Source organism: Methylobacterium brachiatum, from assembly GCF_900113845.1.
GTDB classification, from domain to species: Bacteria; Pseudomonadota; Alphaproteobacteria; order Rhizobiales; family Beijerinckiaceae; genus Methylobacterium; species Methylobacterium brachiatum.
On sequence record NZ_FOQW01000002.1, the window covers coordinates 454256 to 475179 of the forward strand.

At 69.9% G+C, this 20924-nt stretch carries 14 protein-coding genes; 5 read left to right on the top strand and 9 right to left on the bottom strand.

The features are described from left to right. Positions 1 to 8: 8 nt before the first annotated feature. The 6 genes from BMZ47_RS02110 to BMZ47_RS02140 all read right to left on the bottom strand — a co-directional run bounded on the left by BMZ47_RS02110 (position 9) and on the right by BMZ47_RS02140 (position 8820). Positions 9 to 1481 (bottom strand): NAD-dependent succinate-semialdehyde dehydrogenase, encoded by a 1473-nt coding sequence (locus BMZ47_RS02110; RefSeq protein WP_091858027.1) that lies wholly within the window; start codon positions 1479 to 1481, stop codon positions 9 to 11. Beyond that, entirely contained in the window at positions 1474 to 3486 is a 2013-nt protein-coding gene (locus BMZ47_RS02115; protein ID WP_007564793.1) for an acyl CoA:acetate/3-ketoacid CoA transferase, read from the bottom strand. Before BMZ47_RS02115 ends, BMZ47_RS02110 begins: the two co-directional genes overlap by 8 nt. 291 nt (positions 3487 to 3777) lie before the next feature. After that, on the bottom strand, positions 3778 to 4848 hold the full coding sequence (gene phaC, locus BMZ47_RS02125) for a class III poly(R)-hydroxyalkanoic acid synthase subunit PhaC (RefSeq protein WP_091858128.1): 1071 nt from the start codon (positions 4846 to 4848) through the stop codon (positions 3778 to 3780). 97 nt (positions 4849 to 4945) lie between these two features. Then, on the bottom strand, positions 4946 to 5773 hold the full coding sequence (locus tag BMZ47_RS02130; protein ID WP_091858033.1) for a poly(R)-hydroxyalkanoic acid synthase subunit PhaE: 828 nt from the start codon (positions 5771 to 5773) through the stop codon (positions 4946 to 4948). A 175-nt stretch (positions 5774 to 5948) separates the two neighbouring features. Further along, positions 5949 to 7124: an iron-containing alcohol dehydrogenase gene (locus tag BMZ47_RS02135; RefSeq protein WP_091858036.1), complete on the bottom strand. Its 1176-nt coding sequence runs from the start codon at positions 7122 to 7124 to the stop codon at positions 5949 to 5951. A gap of 43 nt (positions 7125 to 7167) precedes the next feature. Continuing rightward, positions 7168 to 8820, bottom strand: coding sequence for an acetolactate synthase large subunit (locus BMZ47_RS02140; protein ID WP_091858041.1), 1653 nt, complete (start codon positions 8818 to 8820; stop codon positions 7168 to 7170). Positions 8821 to 9092: 272 nt separating this feature from the next. Here BMZ47_RS02140 and BMZ47_RS02145 point away from each other — a divergent pair, with 272 nt between their 5' ends. Beyond that, on the top strand, positions 9093 to 10583 hold the full coding sequence (locus tag BMZ47_RS02145; RefSeq protein WP_208601001.1) for a DUF2252 domain-containing protein: 1491 nt from the start codon (positions 9093 to 9095) through the stop codon (positions 10581 to 10583). Between the two features lie 318 nt (positions 10584 to 10901). On the opposite strand, the gene BMZ47_RS02150 is transcribed toward BMZ47_RS02145, so the two are convergent. Next, on the bottom strand, positions 10902 to 11840 hold the full coding sequence (locus BMZ47_RS02150; protein ID WP_091858044.1) for a LysR family transcriptional regulator: 939 nt from the start codon (positions 11838 to 11840) through the stop codon (positions 10902 to 10904). Positions 11841 to 11992: 152 nt separating this feature from the next. Next, positions 11993 to 13636, bottom strand: coding sequence for a GMC oxidoreductase (locus BMZ47_RS02155; RefSeq protein ID WP_091858047.1), 1644 nt, complete (start codon positions 13634 to 13636; stop codon positions 11993 to 11995). Between the two features lie 191 nt (positions 13637 to 13827). On the opposite strand from BMZ47_RS02155, the gene BMZ47_RS02160 reads away from it, so the two are divergent. From BMZ47_RS02160 to BMZ47_RS02175, 4 genes are all read left to right on the top strand, one after another. Next, positions 13828 to 15864: an ATP-binding protein gene (locus tag BMZ47_RS02160; RefSeq protein WP_091858050.1), complete on the top strand. Its 2037-nt coding sequence runs from the start codon at positions 13828 to 13830 to the stop codon at positions 15862 to 15864. Positions 15865 to 16015: 151 nt separating this feature from the next. Next, positions 16016 to 16297 carry a hypothetical protein gene (locus tag BMZ47_RS02165; RefSeq protein WP_091858054.1) on the top strand — a complete coding sequence of 94 codons (282 nt, stop codon included), beginning with the start codon at positions 16016 to 16018 and terminating at the stop codon, positions 16295 to 16297. Beyond that, the gene (gene gluQRS / locus BMZ47_RS02170) at positions 16294 to 17157 is read left to right on the top strand and encodes a tRNA glutamyl-Q(34) synthetase GluQRS (protein WP_091858056.1); all 864 of its coding nucleotides are present in this window, start codon (positions 16294 to 16296) and stop codon (positions 17155 to 17157) included. Before BMZ47_RS02165 ends, gluQRS begins: the two co-directional genes overlap by 4 nt. A gap of 63 nt (positions 17158 to 17220) precedes the next feature. Further along, on the top strand, positions 17221 to 18144 hold the full coding sequence (locus tag BMZ47_RS02175) for a class I SAM-dependent methyltransferase (protein WP_091858059.1): 924 nt from the start codon (positions 17221 to 17223) through the stop codon (positions 18142 to 18144). Positions 18145 to 18243: 99 nt separating this feature from the next. Here BMZ47_RS02175 and BMZ47_RS02180 read toward each other — a convergent pair whose 3' ends face one another. Continuing rightward, positions 18244 to 20277: a M23 family metallopeptidase gene (locus BMZ47_RS02180; protein ID WP_007564806.1), complete on the bottom strand. Its 2034-nt coding sequence runs from the start codon at positions 20275 to 20277 to the stop codon at positions 18244 to 18246. Positions 20278 to 20924: the final 647 nt, after the last annotated feature.

The following is a 20924-nucleotide window of genomic DNA, read 5'->3' on the forward strand; positions in this document are numbered from 1 at the left end:
GTTCCGGCTCAGGCGCCGAGGCCGCCGACGCAGAGGTACTTGGTGTTCAGGTAATCCTCGATGCCCTGGTAGGAGCCCTCGCGGCCGAGGCCGGATTCCTTCACGCCGCCGAAGGGCGCCACCTCGGTGGTGATGATGCCCTCGTTGATCCCGACCATGCCGTATTCCAGCGCCTCGGCGACCCGGAAGGTCCGGCCGAGGTCGCGGGTGTAGAAGTAGCAGGCCAGGCCGAACTCGGTGTCGTTGGCCATGCGGATCGCCTCCGCCTCGCCGCGGAACCGGAACAGCGGCGCCAGCGGCCCGAAGGTCTCCTCCCGGGCCACCGCCATGTCGGGTGTCGCGCCAGTGATCACGGTCGGCTCGAAGAACTGGCCGCCCAGCGCGTGGCGATGCCCGCCCGCGACCACCCGCCCGCCCTTCTCGACGGCGTCGCGGATATGGGCCTCGGTCTTCTCCACGGCCGCCATGTCGATCAGCGGCCCCTGGGCGACGCCCTCCTCGATGCCGTTGCCGACCTTCAGGCGGTTGGCCGCCTCGGCCATCTTGTCCGCGAAGGCGTCGTAGATCCCGTCCTGCACCAGGAAGCGGTTGGTGCAGATGCAGGTCTGGCCGGAATTGCGGTACTTGGCGAGCATCGCACCGGCCACCGCCCGGTCGAGGTCGGCGTCGTCGAACACGATGAACGGCGCGTTGCCGCCCAATTCCATCGAGACCTTCTTCACCGTGTGCGAGGCCTGCTCGAGCAGCACCTTGCCGACCTCGGTGGAGCCGGTGAACGTGATCTTCTTCACCAGCGGGTTGCCGGTCATCTCGCCGCCGATGGCCCGGGCCGAACCGGTGAGGATGCTGACCGTCCCGGCCGGGAAGCCGGCCTTCTCGCACAGCACGCCCCAGGCAAGGCCGGAGAGCGGGGTCTGCGAGGCCGGCTTGATCACGATCGGGCAGCCGGCCGCGAGCGCCGGGGCGATCTTGCGGGCAATCATCGAGGACGGGAAGTTCCACGGGGTGATCGCCGCGACCACGCCCACGGGCTCCTTGGTCACGAGGATCTTGCGGTCGCCCCAGGGGGAGGGGATCACGTCGCCGTAGACGCGCCGCGCCTCCTCGGCGAACCATAGAACGTAGGCCGCCGACATCGCGACCTCGCCGCGGGATTCGGTCAGCGATTTGCCCTGCTCGGCGGTGAGGATCTGGGCCAGGTCCTCCTGGTTCTCGGTCACCAGGGCGGCGAGCTTGCGCAGCAGCACGGCGCGCTCGTTGGCGGTCTTGGCGCGCCAGTCCGGGTAGGCCGCGTGGGCGGCCTTGATCGCTCGGGCCGTCTCCTCGGCGCCGGCATTCGGCACCCGGGCGATCACCGCGCCGGTGGCCGGGTTGGTGACGTCGATCGTGCCGGACCCGGCCTTCGACCATTCCCCGCCGATCAAGCAGGATTCGACCAGGAGGCTGCGGTCCTTCAGGGTGAGTGTGTCGGACTCAGGCATTCAACGGTTCCTTCGGCGGCTGCGGCCTGTCCGGCTGAGACAGTTCCGTCCGCGACTTGAGGGGCGCGCTCTGGGCCGTATTCCTCGCCTGCGCCTCGGCTTTTGTCTCGAAAACATGGGGAGCCAGATCGCGGCTCGCCAACGAGGCGCCGAGTTTCAATCGCAAGAACGCGCTCGTCGTGTAGCGCGAGGCCGTCTCGTAGTACCGGTTCTCCAGATAAGCGATCGCCGAGAAATAGGCATCGCTCACCGTCGGGTCGATCTCGAACCCGTCGTAATTGGCGATCAGGTGGACCTTGCGGCCGATCTCCTGGCAGGCGCGCTCGTATTCGCGCCGCACCAGCTCGACGTCGTCGATGGTCCGGACCTGGAAGCCCTCGAGGTTCGAGAACAGGATGTTGCGCTCCCGGTCGTAGGTGATCCGCTCCGACAGGGAGAGCCCCAGGAGCCAGGGCTCCAGCCCCATCACGGCATCGCGGAACAGCCGCGGATCCATGGGCTTGGGATCCTGCACGATCGGCACGAAGCCCATCTGCCCCAAAATGTCCCGCTCGATGTCGATCCCGGGGGCGACCTCGGCCAGTTCCATGCCGGCCTTGGTCCGGCGGAACACGCAGCGCTCGGTCACGTAGAGCACCGGCTGGCCGCGCTCGGCCGCGTAGGCGCCCGAGAAGGTCACCTGCTCCACCGCGGCGATGAACTTCCGGGAGCGACCCTCGGTGACGATCCGGATGCCGTCGCCCTCGACCACCACCTCCAGCCCGTCGGCCGTGAAGGTGCCGGCGAAGACCAGGCTCTTGGCGTTCTGCGAGATGTTGATGAAGCCGCCCGCGCCGGCGAGCCGCTTGCCGAACCGGCTGACATTGACGTTGCCCTCGGCGTCGCATTGCGCGAGCCCCAGGCAGGCGAGGTCGAGACCGCCGCCGTCGTAGAAGTCGAATTGCTGGTTCTGGTGCAGCACCGCCGCCGGGTTCAGCGCGGCGCCGAAATCGAGCCCGCCCTGCGGCAGGCCGCCGATCACCCCGGGCTCGGCGGTGAGCGTCAGGTAGCGCAGCACCCGCTCCTCGGCGGCGACTGCCGCGACTCCCTCGGGCATGCCGATGCCGAGATTGACCACGCCGCCCGGGGGCAGCTCGAAGGCGCAGCGCCGGGCGATGACCTTGCGGGCGTCGAGCGGGATCGGCGGGATCCGGTCGAGCGGCACCCGCTGGCGGCCCGTGAAGGCGTGGTTGTAGGCGGTGCCGTAGGTCTGGCGGTGGTTCTCCGGCTGGCTCAGCACGACGCAATCGACCAGCACCCCGGGCACCTGCACCTCGCGGGGGGCCAGCGAGCCGGCCTCGGCCAGCCGCTCCACCTGGGCGATGACGAAGCCGCCGGAATTCTTGGCCGCCATGGCGGCGGCGAGGTTGTCGAGGGTCAGCGCCTCGCGCTCCATGGTGATGTTGCCGGCCGGATCCGCCGTGGTGCCGCGGATCAGCGCGATGTTCACCGGGAACGCCTTGTAGTGCAGCCAGGACTCGCCCCCGAGCTCGACCACGCTGACGAGATCCTCCTGGGTGACGGCATTGAGCTTGCCGCCTTCGAGCCGCGGATCGACGAAGGTGCGCAGGCCCACCTTGGTGATGTGGCCCGGCGTGTGGGCGGCGATCTCCCGGTAGAGATGCGACACGACGCCGAGCGGCAGGTTGTAGGCCTCGATCTGGCCGTCGATCGCCATCTTGGCGAGCTTGGGCACCAGGGCCCAATGGCCGCCGACGACGCGACGCACCAGCCCCGGGATCGCCAGCCGGTTGAGGCCGCGCTCCTTGCCGTCGCCGGGCGCCGCCGCGAACATCAGCCCGAGCCCGTGCGGCCCCTGGCCGGCCTCGAACCGCCGGGCAAGCGCCAGGATCAGCTCGTCCGGCGTGCCGATGCCGACGAAGCCCGAGACCGCGACCATGTCGCCGTCCTGCAGGATGGCGAGCGCCTCGTCGGCGCTGACGATCTTGTTCTTCAGGCTGCCCATGCCGTCACCCTCGGAGCCCGGAAGTTGAGATCGCCGCCATCGAAGTAGCAGTTGAGCAACTGCCCGATCCCACCCATCCCCCTCATCCTGAGGTGCCGAGCGATCGCAGATCGGTCGGCCTCGAAGGAGCCCCCCAGGGATCGCGTCGGCCTCTGGAGGGCTCCTTCGAGGGTGGCGCTACGCGCCGCCACCTCATGATGAGGGGGAGATTTGGATCGGCCGCAGGCAGCGAGCCCGCGTCTCGGCGAGCCTCGGACCGCGCCGATCCGATCCGTGGACCATGACACACAGCTACCCACGCGCACCCAGCCAATCGGCGATGCCGGAGCCCAGCAACTTCTGCGCCTTGCCGCCGACGAAGACGCCGACATGGCCGCCGGGCAGGCCGAGCTCGGTGTAGTCGTCGGTGCCGATCTTGTCCTTGAGCGCCTGGGAGGTGGCGGGCGGGATGATGTGGTCGTCCTGGGCGAAGACGTTCAGCACCGGGCAGGCGATACGCTTCAGGTCGACCGTGCGGCCGCCGAGCACGAAGGTGCTCTGGACCAGCTTGTTGTCCTGGTAGAGGTCCTTGAGCCACTGCTTGGCCGCCTCGCCCGGATGATCCGGCCGGTCGGCGATCCACTTCTCCATGCGCAGGAAGTTCAGGAACTTCTTCTTGTCGTCGAGGGCATCGAGCAAGTCGAGGTTGTACTTCGTCATCGTGCGCATCGGCGTCATCATCGAGAACACCGAGCCCATGAACGCCCCGGGCAGCGAGCCCTGGGCGTCGATCAGGCGGTCGACATCCTCGGGCGACAGGGAGCGGGTCCAGACGTTGATGAAGCCGTGGCCGGCCCGGATCTCCCGGGTGTCGGCGTGGAAGTCGATCGGCGTGATGGTCAGCACCATCGCGTTGACCCGCTCCGGGTACAGCGCCGCGTAGCAGGTGGTGAAGACGCCGCCCTCGCAGATCCCGAGCAGGTTGATCTTTTCGCGCCCCGCGGCCTGGCCGATGAAGGCGACGCATTCGGCGAGGTAATCGTCGACGTAATCGTCGATGGTGACGTAGCGGTCGGCCCGGCCGGGATTGCCCCAGTCCACCACGTAGAGGTCGAGGCCGAGATTGAGCAGGTTGCGGACCAGCGAGCGGTCCTCCTGCAGGTCGGCCATCGTGTAGCGGCCGATCAGCCCGTAGACGATCAGCACCGGCGGCAGGCCCTTGCTCTCGGCGAGCGGCCGGTAGCGGTAGAGCGAGACCTTGTCCTGGCTCCAGACCAGGTCCTTCGGCGTGGTGGCGATCTGCACGTCGGCGTCGCGCACGTCCGAGAACAGCTTGGCGCCCGCGCTGATCCGGCGGCCGAGCTCGGCGACCTCGGCCAGCATCTCGGCGGGGTTGAGCGGAAGCGGCGCGGTCGGAGCCTTCGGGGCGTCCCGGCCGGCGGCCCCCGTGTCGGTGGTGCCCGTGTCGGTGGTGCCCTTGTCAGCCATGCGCATCCTCCGTTGCCGGCGCGGCGGTGCCGTTCGTCCTGGAGACCCGGGCGGCCTCCCGGCGTTCCCGGCGCAGGGCCCGAACCTCGCGGCGCAGCTCGGTCAGGCTCTTGTGCACGTCGTCGAGCTCGGCCCGGGTCGGCTGCCCGTAGAAATCCGACAGGAAGGCCGAGAGGTCCTGCTGGGCGAGCCGCAGGTCGGTGGACGCCTTCAGCACCACCCGTTGCGAGGCCAGGAACGCCTCAGAGCGCTGGACCTCCAGCAGCACGGCGTTGGCGGTCTCGGTCCAGCGGGTCATCATCTCGCGGGCGGAGCTGAAACCCTCGCCGCGCTCGGCGCGGTCGTTGGCCTCCTTGGCGAAGGTGCCGGCCGCCCGGGTCCAGGCGTTGAGCATCACCGCCTGGTGCTCGGCCTGCGCCCGGCGCAAAGCCGCCCAGGCGGTGAACAGCGCGCCGTAGCGCCGCTCGGTCTGCCACAGGTCGGCGAGCTGCGGGCCCTCGGCCATCCGGGTCAGCGCCGCGTCGAACTCCGCCGAGCCGCCGAGCCAGGCCTGCGGATCGAAGATCCGGGTCAGCACCGCTCCGGCGGTCGGGTCCGGCGCGCCGGCGCCGCCCTGCAGCGACGCGGTCAGGGTCTGCGACAGGGCGGTCGCCGAGGCCCAGGCCTGGGCGAGGTGACTCTGCGCCGTGGCGAGGCCGGAGAGATCGGCCTGCGGCGGGTTCGGCCAGGAGAAGCCCGGCGCGGCCCCCGGGGCGAAGAACCCCGCGCCGGCGCGGGTCCAGAATTCGCCCATCGCCTTGAACGCGTCGAACTGGTCCATGACGGCGTCTCTCCCGGCCGGTCCGGCTTCGCGATGCCGGTATGAGCGTTCAAGTCCAGCGTATGACGGTCGGACCCCACCGAATCCCGAACCCGCCCCTCAGCCCAAGGTGCCGGACGATCGGAGATCGTCCGGCTTCAGGGGATGCGGTCGCGGGTCGGCGGCCCTCCGGGGATCAGGCCGCCGGGCGCGCCGCGCCGAGCGCCTCGGCGTAGATCGCGTAGGCGTCGTCGTAGGTGACCTCACGCGGATTGTTCACGAGGAGCCGCGTCTGCTTCATCGCGTCGGTGGCCATCCGCTCCAGATCCTTCTGGGCCACGCCGACCTCGGCCAGCGAGGCCGGGACCTTGCAGTCGCGGCAGATCGCGTCGAGGCATTCGACGAACCGGGCGGCGGCCTCGGCCGGCGGCAGGTCGGCGGCGGCCGGGTCCAGGATCGGCGCCAGCTCGGCGTAGAGCGGCTCGGCGTGGGACAGGTTGAAGCGCATCACGCCCATCAGCACCAGAGCGTTGGAGAGCCCGTGCGGCACGTGGAAGATCGCCCCCACCGGGTAGGCCAAGGCATGCACCGCCGCCACCGGTGCGTTGGCGAAGGCCATGCCGGCGAGCATCGAGCCGAGCAGCATGCCGGAGCGCGCCTCGAGGTTGCGGCCATCCGAGCAGGCGGTGCGGATGTTGGACGAGAGCAGGGCCAGGGCCTGCTTGGCGAGCTGGTCCGAGATCGGGTTCTTCTTGTTCTTGCTGGTGAACGCCTCGATGGCGTGGACCATGGCGTCGATGCCGGTGGCCGCCGTCACGTGCGACGGCAGGCCCAGCGTCAGCTCGGGATCGAGCACCGCCCAGTCGGGCAGGAGTTTCGGCGCGACGACGCCCTTCTTCTCGGTGGTCGGCGTCGTGACGATGGAGATCGGCGTCACCTCGGAGCCGGTGCCCGCGGTGGTCGGCACCAGGATCAGCGGCAGCCGGTCGCCCTTGGCCAGGCCGACGCCGTAGATCGAATCCAGCGCCTCGTCAGACTTCGCCAGATAGGCGACCAGCTTGGCGGTATCGAGCGCCGAGCCGCCGCCGATCGACAGGACGAGATCCGTCCCCAGCTCCCGGGCGCGCTTGGCCGCCGCCTCGATCACCGTGGAGGGCGGGTCGGCGACCACGTCCTCGTAGACGTCGATGGCGATGCCGGCGGCCGCCAGCGCCGCCTCGGCGGCCTCGGTCAGGCCGGCCTTGCGCACGCCCTTGTCGGTCACGAGCAGGACCCGCTTGGCCCCGAAGGTGGCGACGATCTCCGGCAGCTTCTTGGATGCGCCGGCCTCGAACAGGACGTTCGGGGTGGTCTGGAAAGTGAACGGGTTCATCGCGCTGCCCTGTTGTCGTGCCGGGATCGGGTCTTCGACGGGATCACTCGGCCGGCTCGAAATCCTTCACCTTCTCGCGCAGCTCTTCGACGAGAACGCGCGTGTTCTCCGAATAATCGATCGGTACGGCGACGAGATGAACGCCGCCTTCGGCGAAGGCGCGATCGAGCGTCGGCACTAGATCGTTCACGGCTTCGACCCGATGGCCCTTGGCGCCGTAGGACTGGGCGTAGAGCACGAAATCCGGATTGCCGAAGGTCATCCCGTAATCGGCGAACTTGTCGACCGCCTGCTTCCAGCGGATCATGCCGTAGGCCGAGTCGTCGAGGATCAGCACCACCAGGTTGAGCTTGAGCCGCACCGCGGTCTCCAGCTCCTGGCTGTTCATCATGAAGCCGCCGTCGCCGCACACCGCCATGACCCGGCGGCGGGGATAGAGCATCGCCGCCATCATGGCCGAGGGCAGGCCCGCGCCCATCGTGGCGAGGGCGTTGTCGAGGAGCAGCGTGTTGGCGACGTAGGTGCGGTAGTTCCGGGCGAACCAGATCTTGTACATGCCGTTGTCGAGGCACACGATTCCGTCTTCCGGGATCACCCGGCGGACGTCGCGCACGAGCCGCTGCGGCGTCACCGGGAAGCGGTCCTCGCCGGCCCGGTCGGCGATGTGGCCGAGGATGTGCTCGCGCAGGTGCAGCAGGGCGCCGGCGTTGGGCAGCTTGCCCTCCAGCTTGTCGGCGAGCAGCTTGAGGGTCGGCCCGAGATCGCCGACCACCTCGGCGTCGGGGTAATAGACCTGCTCCACGTTGGCCGGCATGTAGCCGATATGCAGCACCTTCTGGTCGGCCTGACCCATGAAGAAGGGCGGCTTCTCGATCGTGTCGTGGCCGATGGCGATGATCAGGTCGGCCTTGTCGATCGCCTCGTGGACGTAGTCGCGCTCGGAGAGCGCGGCGGTGCCCATGTAGAGGTCGGTGCCGCTGGCGACCGTGCCCTTGCCCATCTGGGTGGTGAAGAACGGGATCTGGGTGCGGTGCACGAAGCCGCCGAGGTCGCCCGTGGCGCGGGGCCGGCTGGCGGCGGCGCCGAGCATGACCAGCGGCCGCTTGGCCTTGAGGATCATGGCGGCGGCCCGCTCGATCGCGGCCGGATGGGCGACCGGGATGTCGATCGGGTGCGGCGGCACGACGTTGGCCTTGGCCTCCTCGGCGGCGATGTCCTCGGGCAGCTCCAGCAGCACCGGGCCGGGCCGCTCCTCGGTGGCGACCCGGAAGGCGTCGCGCACGATGGTGGGGATCGACGAGGCCGAGACGATCTGCCGGGCCATCTTGGTGATCGGCTTCATCGAGCTGATCACGTCGACGATCTGGAACTTCGCCTGGCGGGAGGACAGGATGCCCTTCTGGCCGGTGATGATGATCATCGGCATCGCGCCGAGATGGGCGTAGGCGGCGCCGGTGGAGAAGTTGAGCGCGCCCGGGCCCAGGGTCGAGAGGCACACGCCCGGCCGGCCGGTGAGCCGGCCATGGGTCGCCGCCATGAAGCTCGCCGCCTGCTCGTGGCGGGTCAGCACCAGCTCGATCTTGGAGGTGCGCAGCGATTCGACCACGTCGAGATTCTCCTCGCCGGGGATGCCGAAGATGCGGTCGACGCCCTCGTTCTCGAGGGCCGCAACGAGAAGATCTGAGCCCTTGGGCATGTGATGTCCCACCTGATGCGACGCCTGGCGGCGCCGTCCGGTCCATCCCCGATCCGTCCATCACCGACGCGGTCTGATCCGCGCGGCGCGGACCGGGAAGGACTCTCTTCGAATACGCGACCGGTTAGATGGCGACCCTGTAGAGGGGTCAAGACCCGCCGGGGGCTGAATGGTCACAGAGCCCGGCCAATCCTATCGTGTACGGGGATTGGTCCGTTTCGGAACGACTGAGTACGGTCAAGGTTGTCAGGCACACGGTTCGGCGGGAGATCATGGACCAGGTGCGAAGCGACGACACGCGCGCTGCGGCGCCGCTCCCGGCCTCCGACCCCCCGGCCGATGATGTGGTCCTGGCGCCGCTGGCGGACTTTCCGCGGATCGATCTCCGGGCCGGCGTCGAGCCCTGGGACAAGCGCCGGCAAGCCGGCAAGGCCCTCCGGGCGACCGTTCCGCACCACACGCACGCGTCCTTGGATTCGGAGCCGGATCGCCCCGATCCGGTCAGCCTGATCGAGGCGGCCCATGATGGCCGGCAGGCCCATCTGATCCCGCTCCGGGTCGCCCGGATGGCGACGGGCCCGTTCGCGTTCCTCCGGGGCGCCGCCCACGTCATGGCCTGGGACCTGTCGCGCGGCCCGCGCAGCGGCATCGACGTCGTGATGAACGGCGACGCGCATATCGACAATTTCGGCCTGTTCGGCACGCCGCAGCGGGAGATCGTGCTCGACCTCAACGATTTCGACGAGGTCACGGTCGGCCCGTGGGAATGGGACCTGAAGCGGCTCTGCGCGGGCATCGCGGTCGCCACGGCCGATGCCGGCACACCGCCGGAATCCTGCCGCGCGGCCGTGATGACGGCGGTTTCGGGATACCAGCACACGATGCGGCGGCTGGCCCCGCAGGGCTCCCTGGAGGTGTGGTACCAGACCACCCCGGCGGATACGGCCGATCTCGGCGGGATCCGCATGGATTCGGAGGCCCGCGCCGTGGTCCGCCGCGCGGTCGACAAGGCGCGGCGCAAGAACAACCGCAGCCTCCTCGCCCAGGTCGCCGAGCGGCGCATCGACGGCGGTTGGCGGTTCCGGACCGACCCGCCGATCCTCACCCCGGTCGACGCCGCCACGCGGCAGAGGATCGTGACCGGGCTCGAGCGCTACGCCGAGACGCTGCCGCGCGAGCGGCGGTTCATGCTGAACCGCTACCAGGTCATCGACGTCGCCCACCGGGTCGTCGGGGTCGGCAGCGTCGGGACGCGGGCCTACGTGGCGCTGCTCTGCGGGAATTCCGACCGGGACGCGCTGTTCCTCCAGGTCAAGGAGGCGGTCAGCCCGGCCCACGCGCCGTACCTGCCCGGCATGCCCGAGCCCTATGCCGGCCACGAGGGCGAGCGCGTGATCTACGGCCAGCGCCTGCTCCAGGCGGTCGGCGACCCGCTGCTCGGTTGGACCAGCATCGATGGCCGACCGTACTACGTACGCCAGATGAAGAACCTGAAGGGCGCGATCCCCCTCGCCGAGATGTCCGGCCCGCCGCTCCTGACCTTCTCGTATGCCTACGGGGCACTCCTGGCCCGGGCGCATGCCCGGACCGGCGACGCGGCCGCCATCGCCGGCTATTGCGGCAGCGGCAAGAGCCCGGACCTGCGCGAAGCCCTGGCCGATTGGGCCGGGGCCTATGCCGAGCGCAACGCCGCGGATTTCGCCCTGTTTCGCGAGGCGATCGCCAGCGGCCGACTCGAGGCGGCGGACGATCCTTGTTTGTGAGATCCGGTGAAGGTCATACCGCCTTCTCCGTCATGGCGAGCGCAGCGAAGCAACCTAGGGCGGCGCGCGATCCCCGAACCGTGGTGCATCACTGGGTTGCTTCGCTGCGCTCGCCATGACGGTGTGAAACAGGGGATCGGATCGCATCCCGCTGACGGCTCATCCAACCCATCCCCTCATCCTGAGGAGCTGCGGAGCAGCCTCGAAGGAGGCCTCCAGCCGGCCGCGCGATCCCTGGAGGGCTCCTGCGAGGGCTCCGCTTCGCTGCGCCACCTCAGGATGAGGGGGGTGGGTTGGTGAGGCGCATCAAAGCAACCGTCACGGCATCCCGAAGGTCGGGGCCTCGTTGGCGAGCCGCACCAGCAGGTCGCGCAGCCAGCGATGGGCGGGGTCGCGGTCGTAGGAGGCGTGCCACAGCATCGACACCGCCACGTCGTCGAGCGGCACCGGCACCGGACTGACCGCGAGCGACAGGGCGCTGCCGAAGGCCGTGGCGAGCCGCGCATGCATGGTGGCGATCACCGGCGCGGCGCGGACCATGAACGGCACCACGAGGAAGCGCGGTGTCGTCACCGCGAGGATTCGCGAGCGCCCGATCTGTGCCAGGGCGTCGTCGACCACCCCGTGGGCGGTCTCCCGCAGGGAGGTCAGGACGTGCGGGAAGCGCAGGTAATCGTCGAGCCCGATTGGCGGCTGGATCCCGATCAGCTCGGCGTTGAATAGGACCACGTAGCTGTCCCGATAGAGCAGACGCTGCTTGTGGTGGATCTGCCCCTCCGAGAATAACCCGATGGCGAGGTCGACCCGGTCGGCATCGAGCTCGTCGAGGATGCGGGTGCGGTCGACCGAGCGCAGGAGCAACCGGATCCCGGGAGCCTCCCGGCGCAGCTGCGCGATCAGCCGCGGCCCGAGCAGGACCTCGACGCTGTCGGGCAGGCTCACGGTGAAGCTGCGCTCCACGGTGGCCGGGTCGAAGCGCTCCTCGCGATGGACCAGGGCCTGGACCTGCCGCAACGTCGCCCGCAGGGGCTCGGCGAGCTTCAGGGCCCGGGGCGTCGGCCGCATCCCGTCGGGTGCCCGGGTGAGGAGCTCGTCGTCGAACAGGCGGCGCAGCCGGGCGAGGCTCGAGCTCATCGCCGACTGGCCGACGCCGATCCGGGCGGCCGCCCGGGTGACGCTGCGCTCGTCGAGCAGCGCGTCCAGGGCGACCAGCAGGTTCAGGTCGATCCGGCTCAGATCGATGTGGTCAATGGCCAAGGTCGGGGCGATCGGTTCGAGGTCGGTCGCGCTGCATAGCAGAGCCGCGTGGCGAGAGCGCTCTCCGACGACGTGGCTCCGGTTCGACGCGAGAGCGCGCGTCACACCAAGACGTTAAAGCCGTGCCCGACCCGACGTGGTCGGGTACGGCTCTAGGCGGGCACCGGCTCCCGCGGCTCGGTGTGGTCGAACAGGCGCGGCGGCGCGATCTCGTCCTTGGCGCCCATTCGGTCGATCAGGTGATCGGCCACGCGCAGGGCGTTGGCGATGATCGTCAGGGTCGGGTTCACCGCGCCGATTGATGGGAAGAAGCTCGCATCGGTCACGTACAGGTTGTCGAGCTCGTGCGCCTTGCAGTTCCGATCCAGCACGGCGGTGTCGGGATCCTCCCCGAACCGCAGGGTGCCGGCCTGGTGGGCGGTGCCGCCGATCGGGATGTTCTTGCCGAGATAGAGCGAGCGGTCGAACAGGTGCGGGTGCATGTCGGTGAAGCTGCAGATCTCCTGAAGTTTGCGCCGCAGCCGCTTATGCGCCTCGACATTGGTCTCGGTGAGGTCGAGATGGACCTTGCCGTCCTTGTAGTAGACCCGGTTCTGGGCGAGCGGGATATCCTCCGAGGTCAGCCAGAAATCGACCGAGTGCTTCGCGATCCAGTCGAACGGCTTGTTGGGGAACCATTGCAGGAAGCCCGGCAGTCCCTCCCCATGGATCTGGGCGCCGTCGGACTTGCCGACCATCTGGATGTGACCGAGCGGGAAGTCCCAGCCGTCCTTCGGATCGGGATCGCCGAAGTAGAAGTCGTTGAGCCCGAGGGTCTTCTGGAAGCGGGTCGGGTTCGGGATCTTGGAGATCGCCAGCACCGTCGAGTTGTTGTGGCGCATGTAGTTGCGCCCGACCTGGCCGGAGCCGTTGGCGAGGCCGTCCGGGTGGCGCGCGTTTGCCGAGCGGAGCAGCAGCAGCGCCGAGGAGAGCGCCCCGCAGGCCACCACCACGAGGTCGGCCGAAGCCTCGAACGGCGCGTCGTCGCGCGTGCCGACCACGCCGGTGACGGTGCGGCCGCTCGGGTCTGTGACCAGCCGCTCGATATAGGTGCGGGTCAGCAGCGTCAGGTTCGGGCAGTCGCGCAAAGCCGGGTCGACCACCATGGTCTGCGCGTCGGACTTTCCGTTGGTCGGGCAGGGGAAGCCGTCGAAGGATTCGCACTTGATGCAGGGCGAGGTCGAGACGGCGCGCCCGTCCTTCTCCACCAGCCGCACCCCGACTGGAAGGTGGAACGGGTGGTGGCCGGCACTCTTCAGGTTGTCGAATAGCTGCTGGATCCGCGGCTCGTGCGAGACCGGCGGATGCGCGTAGGGCTTGCGCGACCACGGCTCGGTCGGGTCCTCGCCGCGCTGGCCATGGACGTGGAACAGCTCCTCGGCGGCCTGGTAATGCGGCTCGAACTCGTCGTAGCCGACCGGCCAGGCCGGGGCGATGCCGTCCGCGTGCCGGATCGCGCCGAAATCCTTCTCGCGCAGGCGAAACAGGACCGAGCCGTAGAATTTCGAGTTGCCGCCCACGTAGTAGTGCAGGCCCGGCTGGAAGGTGCTGCCGTCGGAGGAGTGCCAGGTCTCCTTGGTCTGGTAGGTGCCGTCGACGATCACCGCCTGGCTGTCCCAGTTGCGCGGCTCGCGCAGGAGGTAGTCGCCGCGCTCGATCAGCAGGATGCGCTTGCCGGTCTGGGCCAGGCGCCACGCCATCGTCCCGCCGCCGGGGCCCGATCCGACGATGATCACGTCGTAATGCTCACCCGGCATATGCTCTATCTCCGTCCGGACCGATTGTCCTGGCAGGCAACTCGCGAGCCGGATTTCGGATCGCGCTGCGGCGACGTTTAGCATTCGGTGCCGACGATCCGTGCAACAGGCGGTTAAGGGCTTTTCCCAACGCGGCCTTCAGCTTCGCCTGCGATCCTGCACCGAGCCGGCCTGCAGCCGGGGAGGCAGCCATGGTCGTCAACGATATCGCGCTCGTGCTGGCGCTGCTGATCGCGGCGGCGCTCGCGCTCGGCCACTGGCGGGCCCGGCGCTCCGTCGCGGACGAGGCCGAAGCCGAGCGACTGCAGGATCGCATCTGGCGGATCAGCGAGAGCGAGGACCGCTATCGCGCCCTGGTGGCGGCCACCACCGAGGTGATCGTGCAGCGCGACGCCCGCGGGCGCATCACCTACGCCAACGACGATTACGCCCGGCTGCTCGGCCGCCCGGCCATCGACCTGCTCGGCGCCCAGATCGATCTCGAGATCCTGGAGCGGAGTGAGATCGAGGTCGGCGAGGACGGCGTCCGACGCATGGAGGCGCAGATCCGTTCAGTGGACGGCCAGGTTCGCTGGTTCGCCTTCGTGGAGATGCCGGTCGCGCATGGCGACGCGATGCATTGGCTGCGCGCCGGCCGCGACGTGACCGCCCGGGTCGAGGCGCTGCGCAGCCGCGACGCGGCGCTCGAACGCGCCGAGGCCGCCAGCGTGGCGAAGTCGCGTTTCCTCGCCACGGTCAGCCACGAGATGCGGACGCCGCTCAACGGCATCCTGGGCATGGCCGATCTGGTGCTCGGCACGAATCTCGACCTGGAGCAGCGGACCTATGTCGAGGCCGTGCGCACCAGCGGACAGGCCCTGCTGGGGCTGATCGACGGCGTCCTCGATTTCTCGCGGATCGAGGCCGGGCGCCTCGACCTCGCGGCCGAGCCCTTCGACCTGCCGGCCCTGGCCGAGAGCGTCGTGGAGCTCCTGGCCCCGCGGGCGCAGGACAAGGGCATCGAGATCGCCCTCGACGTGACGGAAAGCTTCCCCCGGGGGCTCGTCGGCGACGCCGACCGCGTCCGGCAGATCCTGATCAATCTCGCGGGCAACGCGATCAAGTTCACCGAGCGCGGCGGCGTCGGCGTCAGCCTCGGCTTCACGCCCATCCAGGGCGGGGGAGGGGAGGTGACGCTGGCCGTCTCCGATACCGGCTCCGGCATTCCCGAGGACCGTCTGCCGATCCTGTTCGAGGAGTTCGAGCAGGGCGACGGGAGCGCCAGCCGCAGCCACGAGGGCACGGGCCTCGGCCTCGCTATCACCCGCCGCTTGGTCACCCGCATGGGCGGCCGGATCGAGGCGGATTCCCGCGTCGGGCGCGGCTCGACCTTCCGGGTCGTCCTGCCCCTGCCGGAAGCCGAGGGCGCCCAAGCCGGTCCGGCCCCTCTGCCCCGGCTCGAAGGGCGCCGCTGCCTGATCGTGGCGGATTCGCCCTACCAGGCGCCCTACCTGGCGCGCAGCCTGTCCCGGGCCGGCGCGGCCACCGTGATCGTCGGCACCCTGGAGGACGGGCTCGACGCGCTCTCGGGCGCCGCCTTCGACGCGGTCCTGGCCGACCGGGCTTTGGGCGACGCGGCGGTGCGCCAGATCGCCGATGCCGCGCGCGGCTGCGGAATCCGCTCGAGCCTCGTGCTGCTGTCGCCGTTCGACCGCCGCGGCTTCGGGGCGCCGGGCGCAGCCGGCTTCGACGGCTACCTGATCAAGCCGGTGCGCGCCCGCTCACTGTTCGAGCGGCTGCTCGCCCCACCGGTGGCGGTCGAATCCGCAACCATCCCGGTACCCGCCCCGGCCCGGACGGGAACGGGCCTGCGGGTCCTGCTCGCCGAGGACAACCCGATCAACGCGCTGCTCGCGACCCGCGCCCTGGAGCGTCTCGGCGCCGAGGTCGTCCACGCGGTCGACGGGGTCGAGGCGCTGGAGCGGCTGCAATCGAGCGGCCCGTTCGACCTCGCGCTGATCGACGTGCGCATGCCCCGGCTCGACGGCCACGAGACCGCCCGCCGCATCCGCGCCGCGGAAGCGGCCGGGGAGGGGACCCGGCTGCACCTCGTGGCGCTCACCGCCAATGCCGGCCGCGAGGACGAGATCGCCGCCCGCGCCGCCGGATTCGACGGGTTCCTGGCCAAGCCGCTCAATCTGAAGCTGCTCCCGGCCCTGCTGGAGCGCCGAGCCGCGCAGGCCGCCTAGCGCGTCGTGCCGGGCCCTGGAACCGGCACGACGCGCCGGCTTTCTGTTTCGCATCGTCTTTCGAGATCCGGCGCTCACCTTCCGGGGCAATGCGCTCGGCCCGCCGAACCCGCGTTGACAGCCGGCCGCTCCCCGCGCCAACAGAAAGCCCATGTCGACAGCCGCCACCATGCCGCCTGCACCGCGCTCCGCGACCGGCGCCCTCGCCGCCTGGGGCATCGCGATTCTCGTGATCGCGACGGTGCTGCTCGGCGAGCTGCTGCCGGCCCGGCACCCGGCTCCGGCGCGCTCGGTCGCCGACGATCCGGCCTGCCTGGAATGGACCGACGGCTGCCGCGTCTGCCAGCGCTTGGCCGAGGTTCCGGCCTGCTCCCTGCCCGGCATCGCCTGCCAGCCCGGCACGCCGCACTGCCTGCGCCACCGCGACGGGTGAGGCCGGGCGCACCGGTCCTGCGGTTCGCGCCGAGCCCCAACGGACGGCTCCATCTCGGCCACGCCTATTCGGCTCTGCTCAACGCCGACCTCGCGCGGCGGATGGGCGGCCTCTGCCGCCTCCGGATCGAGGATATCGATCCGGTCCGGTCGAGGCCGGACCTGGTCGCGGCGATCGTCACCGACCTGGCCTGGCTCGGCCTGACCTACCCCGAGCCTTTGCGGCATCAATCCCGCCACCTCGATTCCTACCGTGCCACGCTCCAAGGCCTGATCGCGAGGGGGCTGGCCTATCCGTGCTTCTGCTCGCGCGGCCAGATCCGGGCGCGGGCGGCCGCCAGTGCGGGCAACCCGCACGATCCGGACGGCGCACCGCTCTATCCTGGCACCTGCCGCGGGCTCGATCCCGGGATCACGGCCGAGCGCCTCGCCCGGGGCGAACCGCATACCTGGCGCCTCGACATGGCCGCCGCGCTGCGTTGCGCTGAGGCCCCGCTTAATTACGAAGCTTTCGACGGGGCCGAGACGCGCCGGGTCGCGGCCGATCCGGCCAGATGGGGCGATGCGGTCATCGCCCGCCGCGACGTACCGACCAGCTATCACCTCGCCGTGGTTCACGACGACGCGGAGGAGGGGATCACCCACGTGGTCCGTGGTCGCGACCTCGAAGCGGCCACCGATCTCCACGTGCTGCTGCAGCGCCTGCTCGGCCTGCCGACGCCGCGCTACCATCACCACGCCCTGATCCTGGACCCCGACGGCGAGAAACTCGCGAAGACCCGGGGTTCGCAGAGCCTGGCCGACCTGAGGGCGGCGGGCGTCACCCCCGAGCAGATCCGCGCGCGTCTCGGCTTCGCCTGAGCGGATGGCCGTTGCCGTAGCCAGCTTCGGCCAACACCATGGCAGGCGAACCGGGGGATTCGCATGCCGGACGAAGCGACGCGGCGCATGCCGCACTCGGCCGAGTATTTCGGCGCCGAGCGCGACTATTTCTGGAACGCCGATTATCTCGATCTGCTCTTCAAGCGGCTTGGCCTGCCGCGGCCGGCCGCGATCCTCGACGTCGGCTGCGGCGAAGGCCATTGGGCGCGCCTGATCGCCGGACGCCTGTCGCCCGGCTCATCCGTGACCGGCGTCGATCGGGAGGCCGTGCATCTCGCCGCGTTCGAGCGCGGGCTCGCGACGACCGAAACGGCCGGCCTCTCCGTCAGCACGCTGCAGGCGAGCGCGTACGATATCCCGGCCCCGTCCGCCGCGTTCGACCTCGTCACCTGCCAGACACTGTTGCTGCATCTCCGGGAGCCCGCGAAGGCGCTTGGCGAGATGAAGCGCCTGGTGAAGCCCGGCGGTCAGATCCTGTGCGTCGAGCCGAACAACTTGGTCGGGCGCTTGCCGATATCCAGCCTCATGTCGGCGATGCCGGTGGACGAGGTTGTCCGCCTCTCCGAATTCGCTCTCCGCTACGTCATCGGCCGGGCACGCCGGGGCCTGGGTGATGAAACCATCGGCGAGTCGCTGCCCGGCTTTCTCGCCGAAGCCGGCCTCCAGGATATCCGCGTCTGGCTCTGTGACCGGGCGGCGGCCGTCTTTCCGCCCTACGACACGGCCGAACAGGCGGCCCTTCTCGACGTCGGGAGGCGCTGGCGACGGGAAGGCCTCGGCCCCTTCGACAAGGCGGAGATGCGCAGCTGCGTCCTCGCCGGGGAGGGAAGTGAGGCGTTCTTCGAACGCGCCTGGGCCGATTACCTCCGCCTCGACGATCGCATCGCGGAAGCTGCCGCAAACGGCCGATGGCACACGGCGGGCGGCACCCTGTTCTACATCGCCGCCGGGAGGAGGGGGCCCTGATCCGGCTCCCGGCCGGACCGTTCATGCGGTGCCGGTCCCAGCGGCGCGGCGCGGCGACCTTCGGCAACGCGATCCCCGAACGTCGCACCGGCCGTCGCCTCAGCGGACGGCCGCATCCCGCTGCGCCAGTGCCGTGGCGCTCTTCGATTTCAGCATGGTCGCGTCGACCTGCTCGCGCTGGCGCTTGAACTCGGCGAGCAGCCGGCCGTCGAGCTCGCGGCCGCGGGGCACGCGGATCTTCATCGGATCGACGAAGTGGCCGTTGATGATCACCTCGTAATGGAGGTGCGGCCCGGTCGAGAGGCCGGTGGAGCCGAGATAGCCGATGATCTGCCCCTGCCGGACCCGGACGCCCTCCTTCACGCCCCGGCCGAACCGCGACATGTGGTTGTAGGTGGTCACGTAGCCGTTGACGTGCTGGATCTCGACCCGGTTGCCGTAGCCCGAGGTCATCTCGGCCCGGATCACCACGCCGTTGCCTGCCGCAGCGATCGGGGTGCCGATCGGGTTCGCCCAATCGACGCCGGTATGCAGCTTGGCGTAGCCCAGAACCGGGTGGCGCCGGTAGCCGAAGCCGGAGCGCATGATCCCGTCGGGGATCGGCTTGCGCAGCAGGAACTTCTTCAGGGATCGCCCCTGCTCGTCGAGATAGTCGATCGTGCCGTCATCCGGGGACTGGAAGCGGTAGACCTTGCGGGTCTCGCCGCCCAGGGTCAGGGCAGCGTAGAGCAGGTCCGGGCGATCGGCCCCGGCCTCGTCGTCGTAGGTGTAGAACACGTCGAGGCCGTCGCCGCTGCTGATCCGGCGCTGGAAATCGAGGTCGTAGCTGAACACCCGGACGATGTCCTCGACGGTCGCGCGCGGCAGGTCGTGGCGCGCCGCCGTCTCGTAGAGGCTCTGGTACAGCCGCGGCCCGGAGCCCGAATCCTCGTCCTCGTCTTCACCCGCATCCGCCTGTGGCTGCGGCTTAGCGGAGGGCGCCTCCTCGGTGGGCGGGGCCACCGACACGAAGGCGCTGCGGTCGTTGAGCGCGGCGATGCCCTCGATCCCGTTCTCGCCGTAGAGCACCACGCGGGTGACCTGGCGCGGATCGCCGGGGCGGGGCCCGGGGGCGATCTGCACCCGCATCTGCTGGCCCTCCGCGAGCGCGCCGGTGCGGGCCTTGCCGCCCAGGGCCGCGACGATGCCGCGGATCTGCTCGTCCCCGGCCAGGCCAGTGGCCTTCAGGATGCCCTCCAGGGTCTCGCCGCGCTTGAGCGCGATGTCGCGCTCCTCCACGAGCGGCGCCTCGTTGGGCTTGAGTTCGACCTTGGCGACCTTGGTGACGTTCTCGGGGACGACCAGCACCTCGATCGCTTTGAACGGGTTGGCGTCCTTGGCGACCGAACCTTCCGCATCACCGCCGCCCGCACCCTGCTGGAGGGTGCGCGACAGCAGGATCTGCGGGGCGATTGGGATGGTCGCGCGGCGCCCGGCCTCGGCGGCGATGCGGCGCTCCTCTTCCACCTGCGCGGTGACGTCGTCGTCGGTGAGCGCCGGGGCGTTGGCGTCGACCGGGGCGTCGGCCAGATCGCGCTTGACCACCGTCACCTCGGCCCCGGGCGCGTCGGCGGCCGCATCGGGGGCGCGCTCCAGGGGCTCGTCGGAGACGAACTTCATCGGGTCGAACCGGGGCAGATCGCCGGCATAGACGCCCGTCGTCATCGACAGGGGCGTGGTGATCCGCACGAAGGCCTTGGCCTTGATGATCTCGCGGTCGCCCAGGCGGACGGTCACCGGCGCGCGAAAGCTCTGCTTGGCCGAGGCGATCATCAGGTTGCGCACCAGCCGGTCGCCCTTGCGGGCGATGTTGGCGCCGCTCTCGCTCGGCTGCGGCCGGGCCATGAGGGTGGCCTTCTCGGGAATCGCCGCGAAGGACACGTCACCCTGCAGAGAGACGTGCAACGCCGCCGCGATCAGGCCGGCGCCGGTCAGGCCGGTCAGCGTGCTGGCACAGAGCCAGCGCAAATTGACCGCGCGCCGGTCGATCTGGGTCGCATCCGCGCCGAGGAGATCGAGGGGGGCCTGGACCCCGCGCCCGACGCCGGGGGCGAGGGCGGCCACGTCGCCGATCTTGAGTCGCTCGCGCTTCACTCGAAGGTCCCGGAAAGACGACGGCGCACAAGCGCTCCCGCCAGCCTGACTGATCCGCGGCCGGTCAGGCTCAGGCCGCCCGCGCCGTATAGGTACGAGCGGTTCATCTCGGAGCCCAGCATGTCGAGATTGAGGCGCAGTCTGCCGCGACCGCGCATTCCGCAGGGGGATTTGCGGCGCCGCGAGAGGGGAGGGGGCCCGATCCGGGGCGTCGCTGGAAAATCTGCGAATCGGTGTTGACGGCCGGGAACCGTCTGCGTATACACCGCTCATCGGCGCCGGCCGCGGAAGTGGCCCGGGCGCTGAGGCATCTTCTGACAGATCGGCGGGGTTGGCCGGCGGGAACGCCGGGCGATCGGCTGTCTGTCTCTGGTGGGTGGGTCCTCGGACCCGATCGACCGGTCTTTGACATTGTTGGATTTGAGGAAGGGAGACGCGGACGGCGTTTGTCCTTGCGGCTGGGGCTTCGTGCCCTGGCAAGTGAGAGACTAGTGCCGATCGTCGTGTTTCTCTTTTTGAGCTCACCGATTTTGTCGCGCTGTGAAGCGCTGCGGGATCGATTGTGAGGCTCCGTCTGAGAATTACGTGATCGGCCAGATCAATCTCTTCAACGTGAGAGTTTGATCCTGGCTCAGAGCGAACGCTGG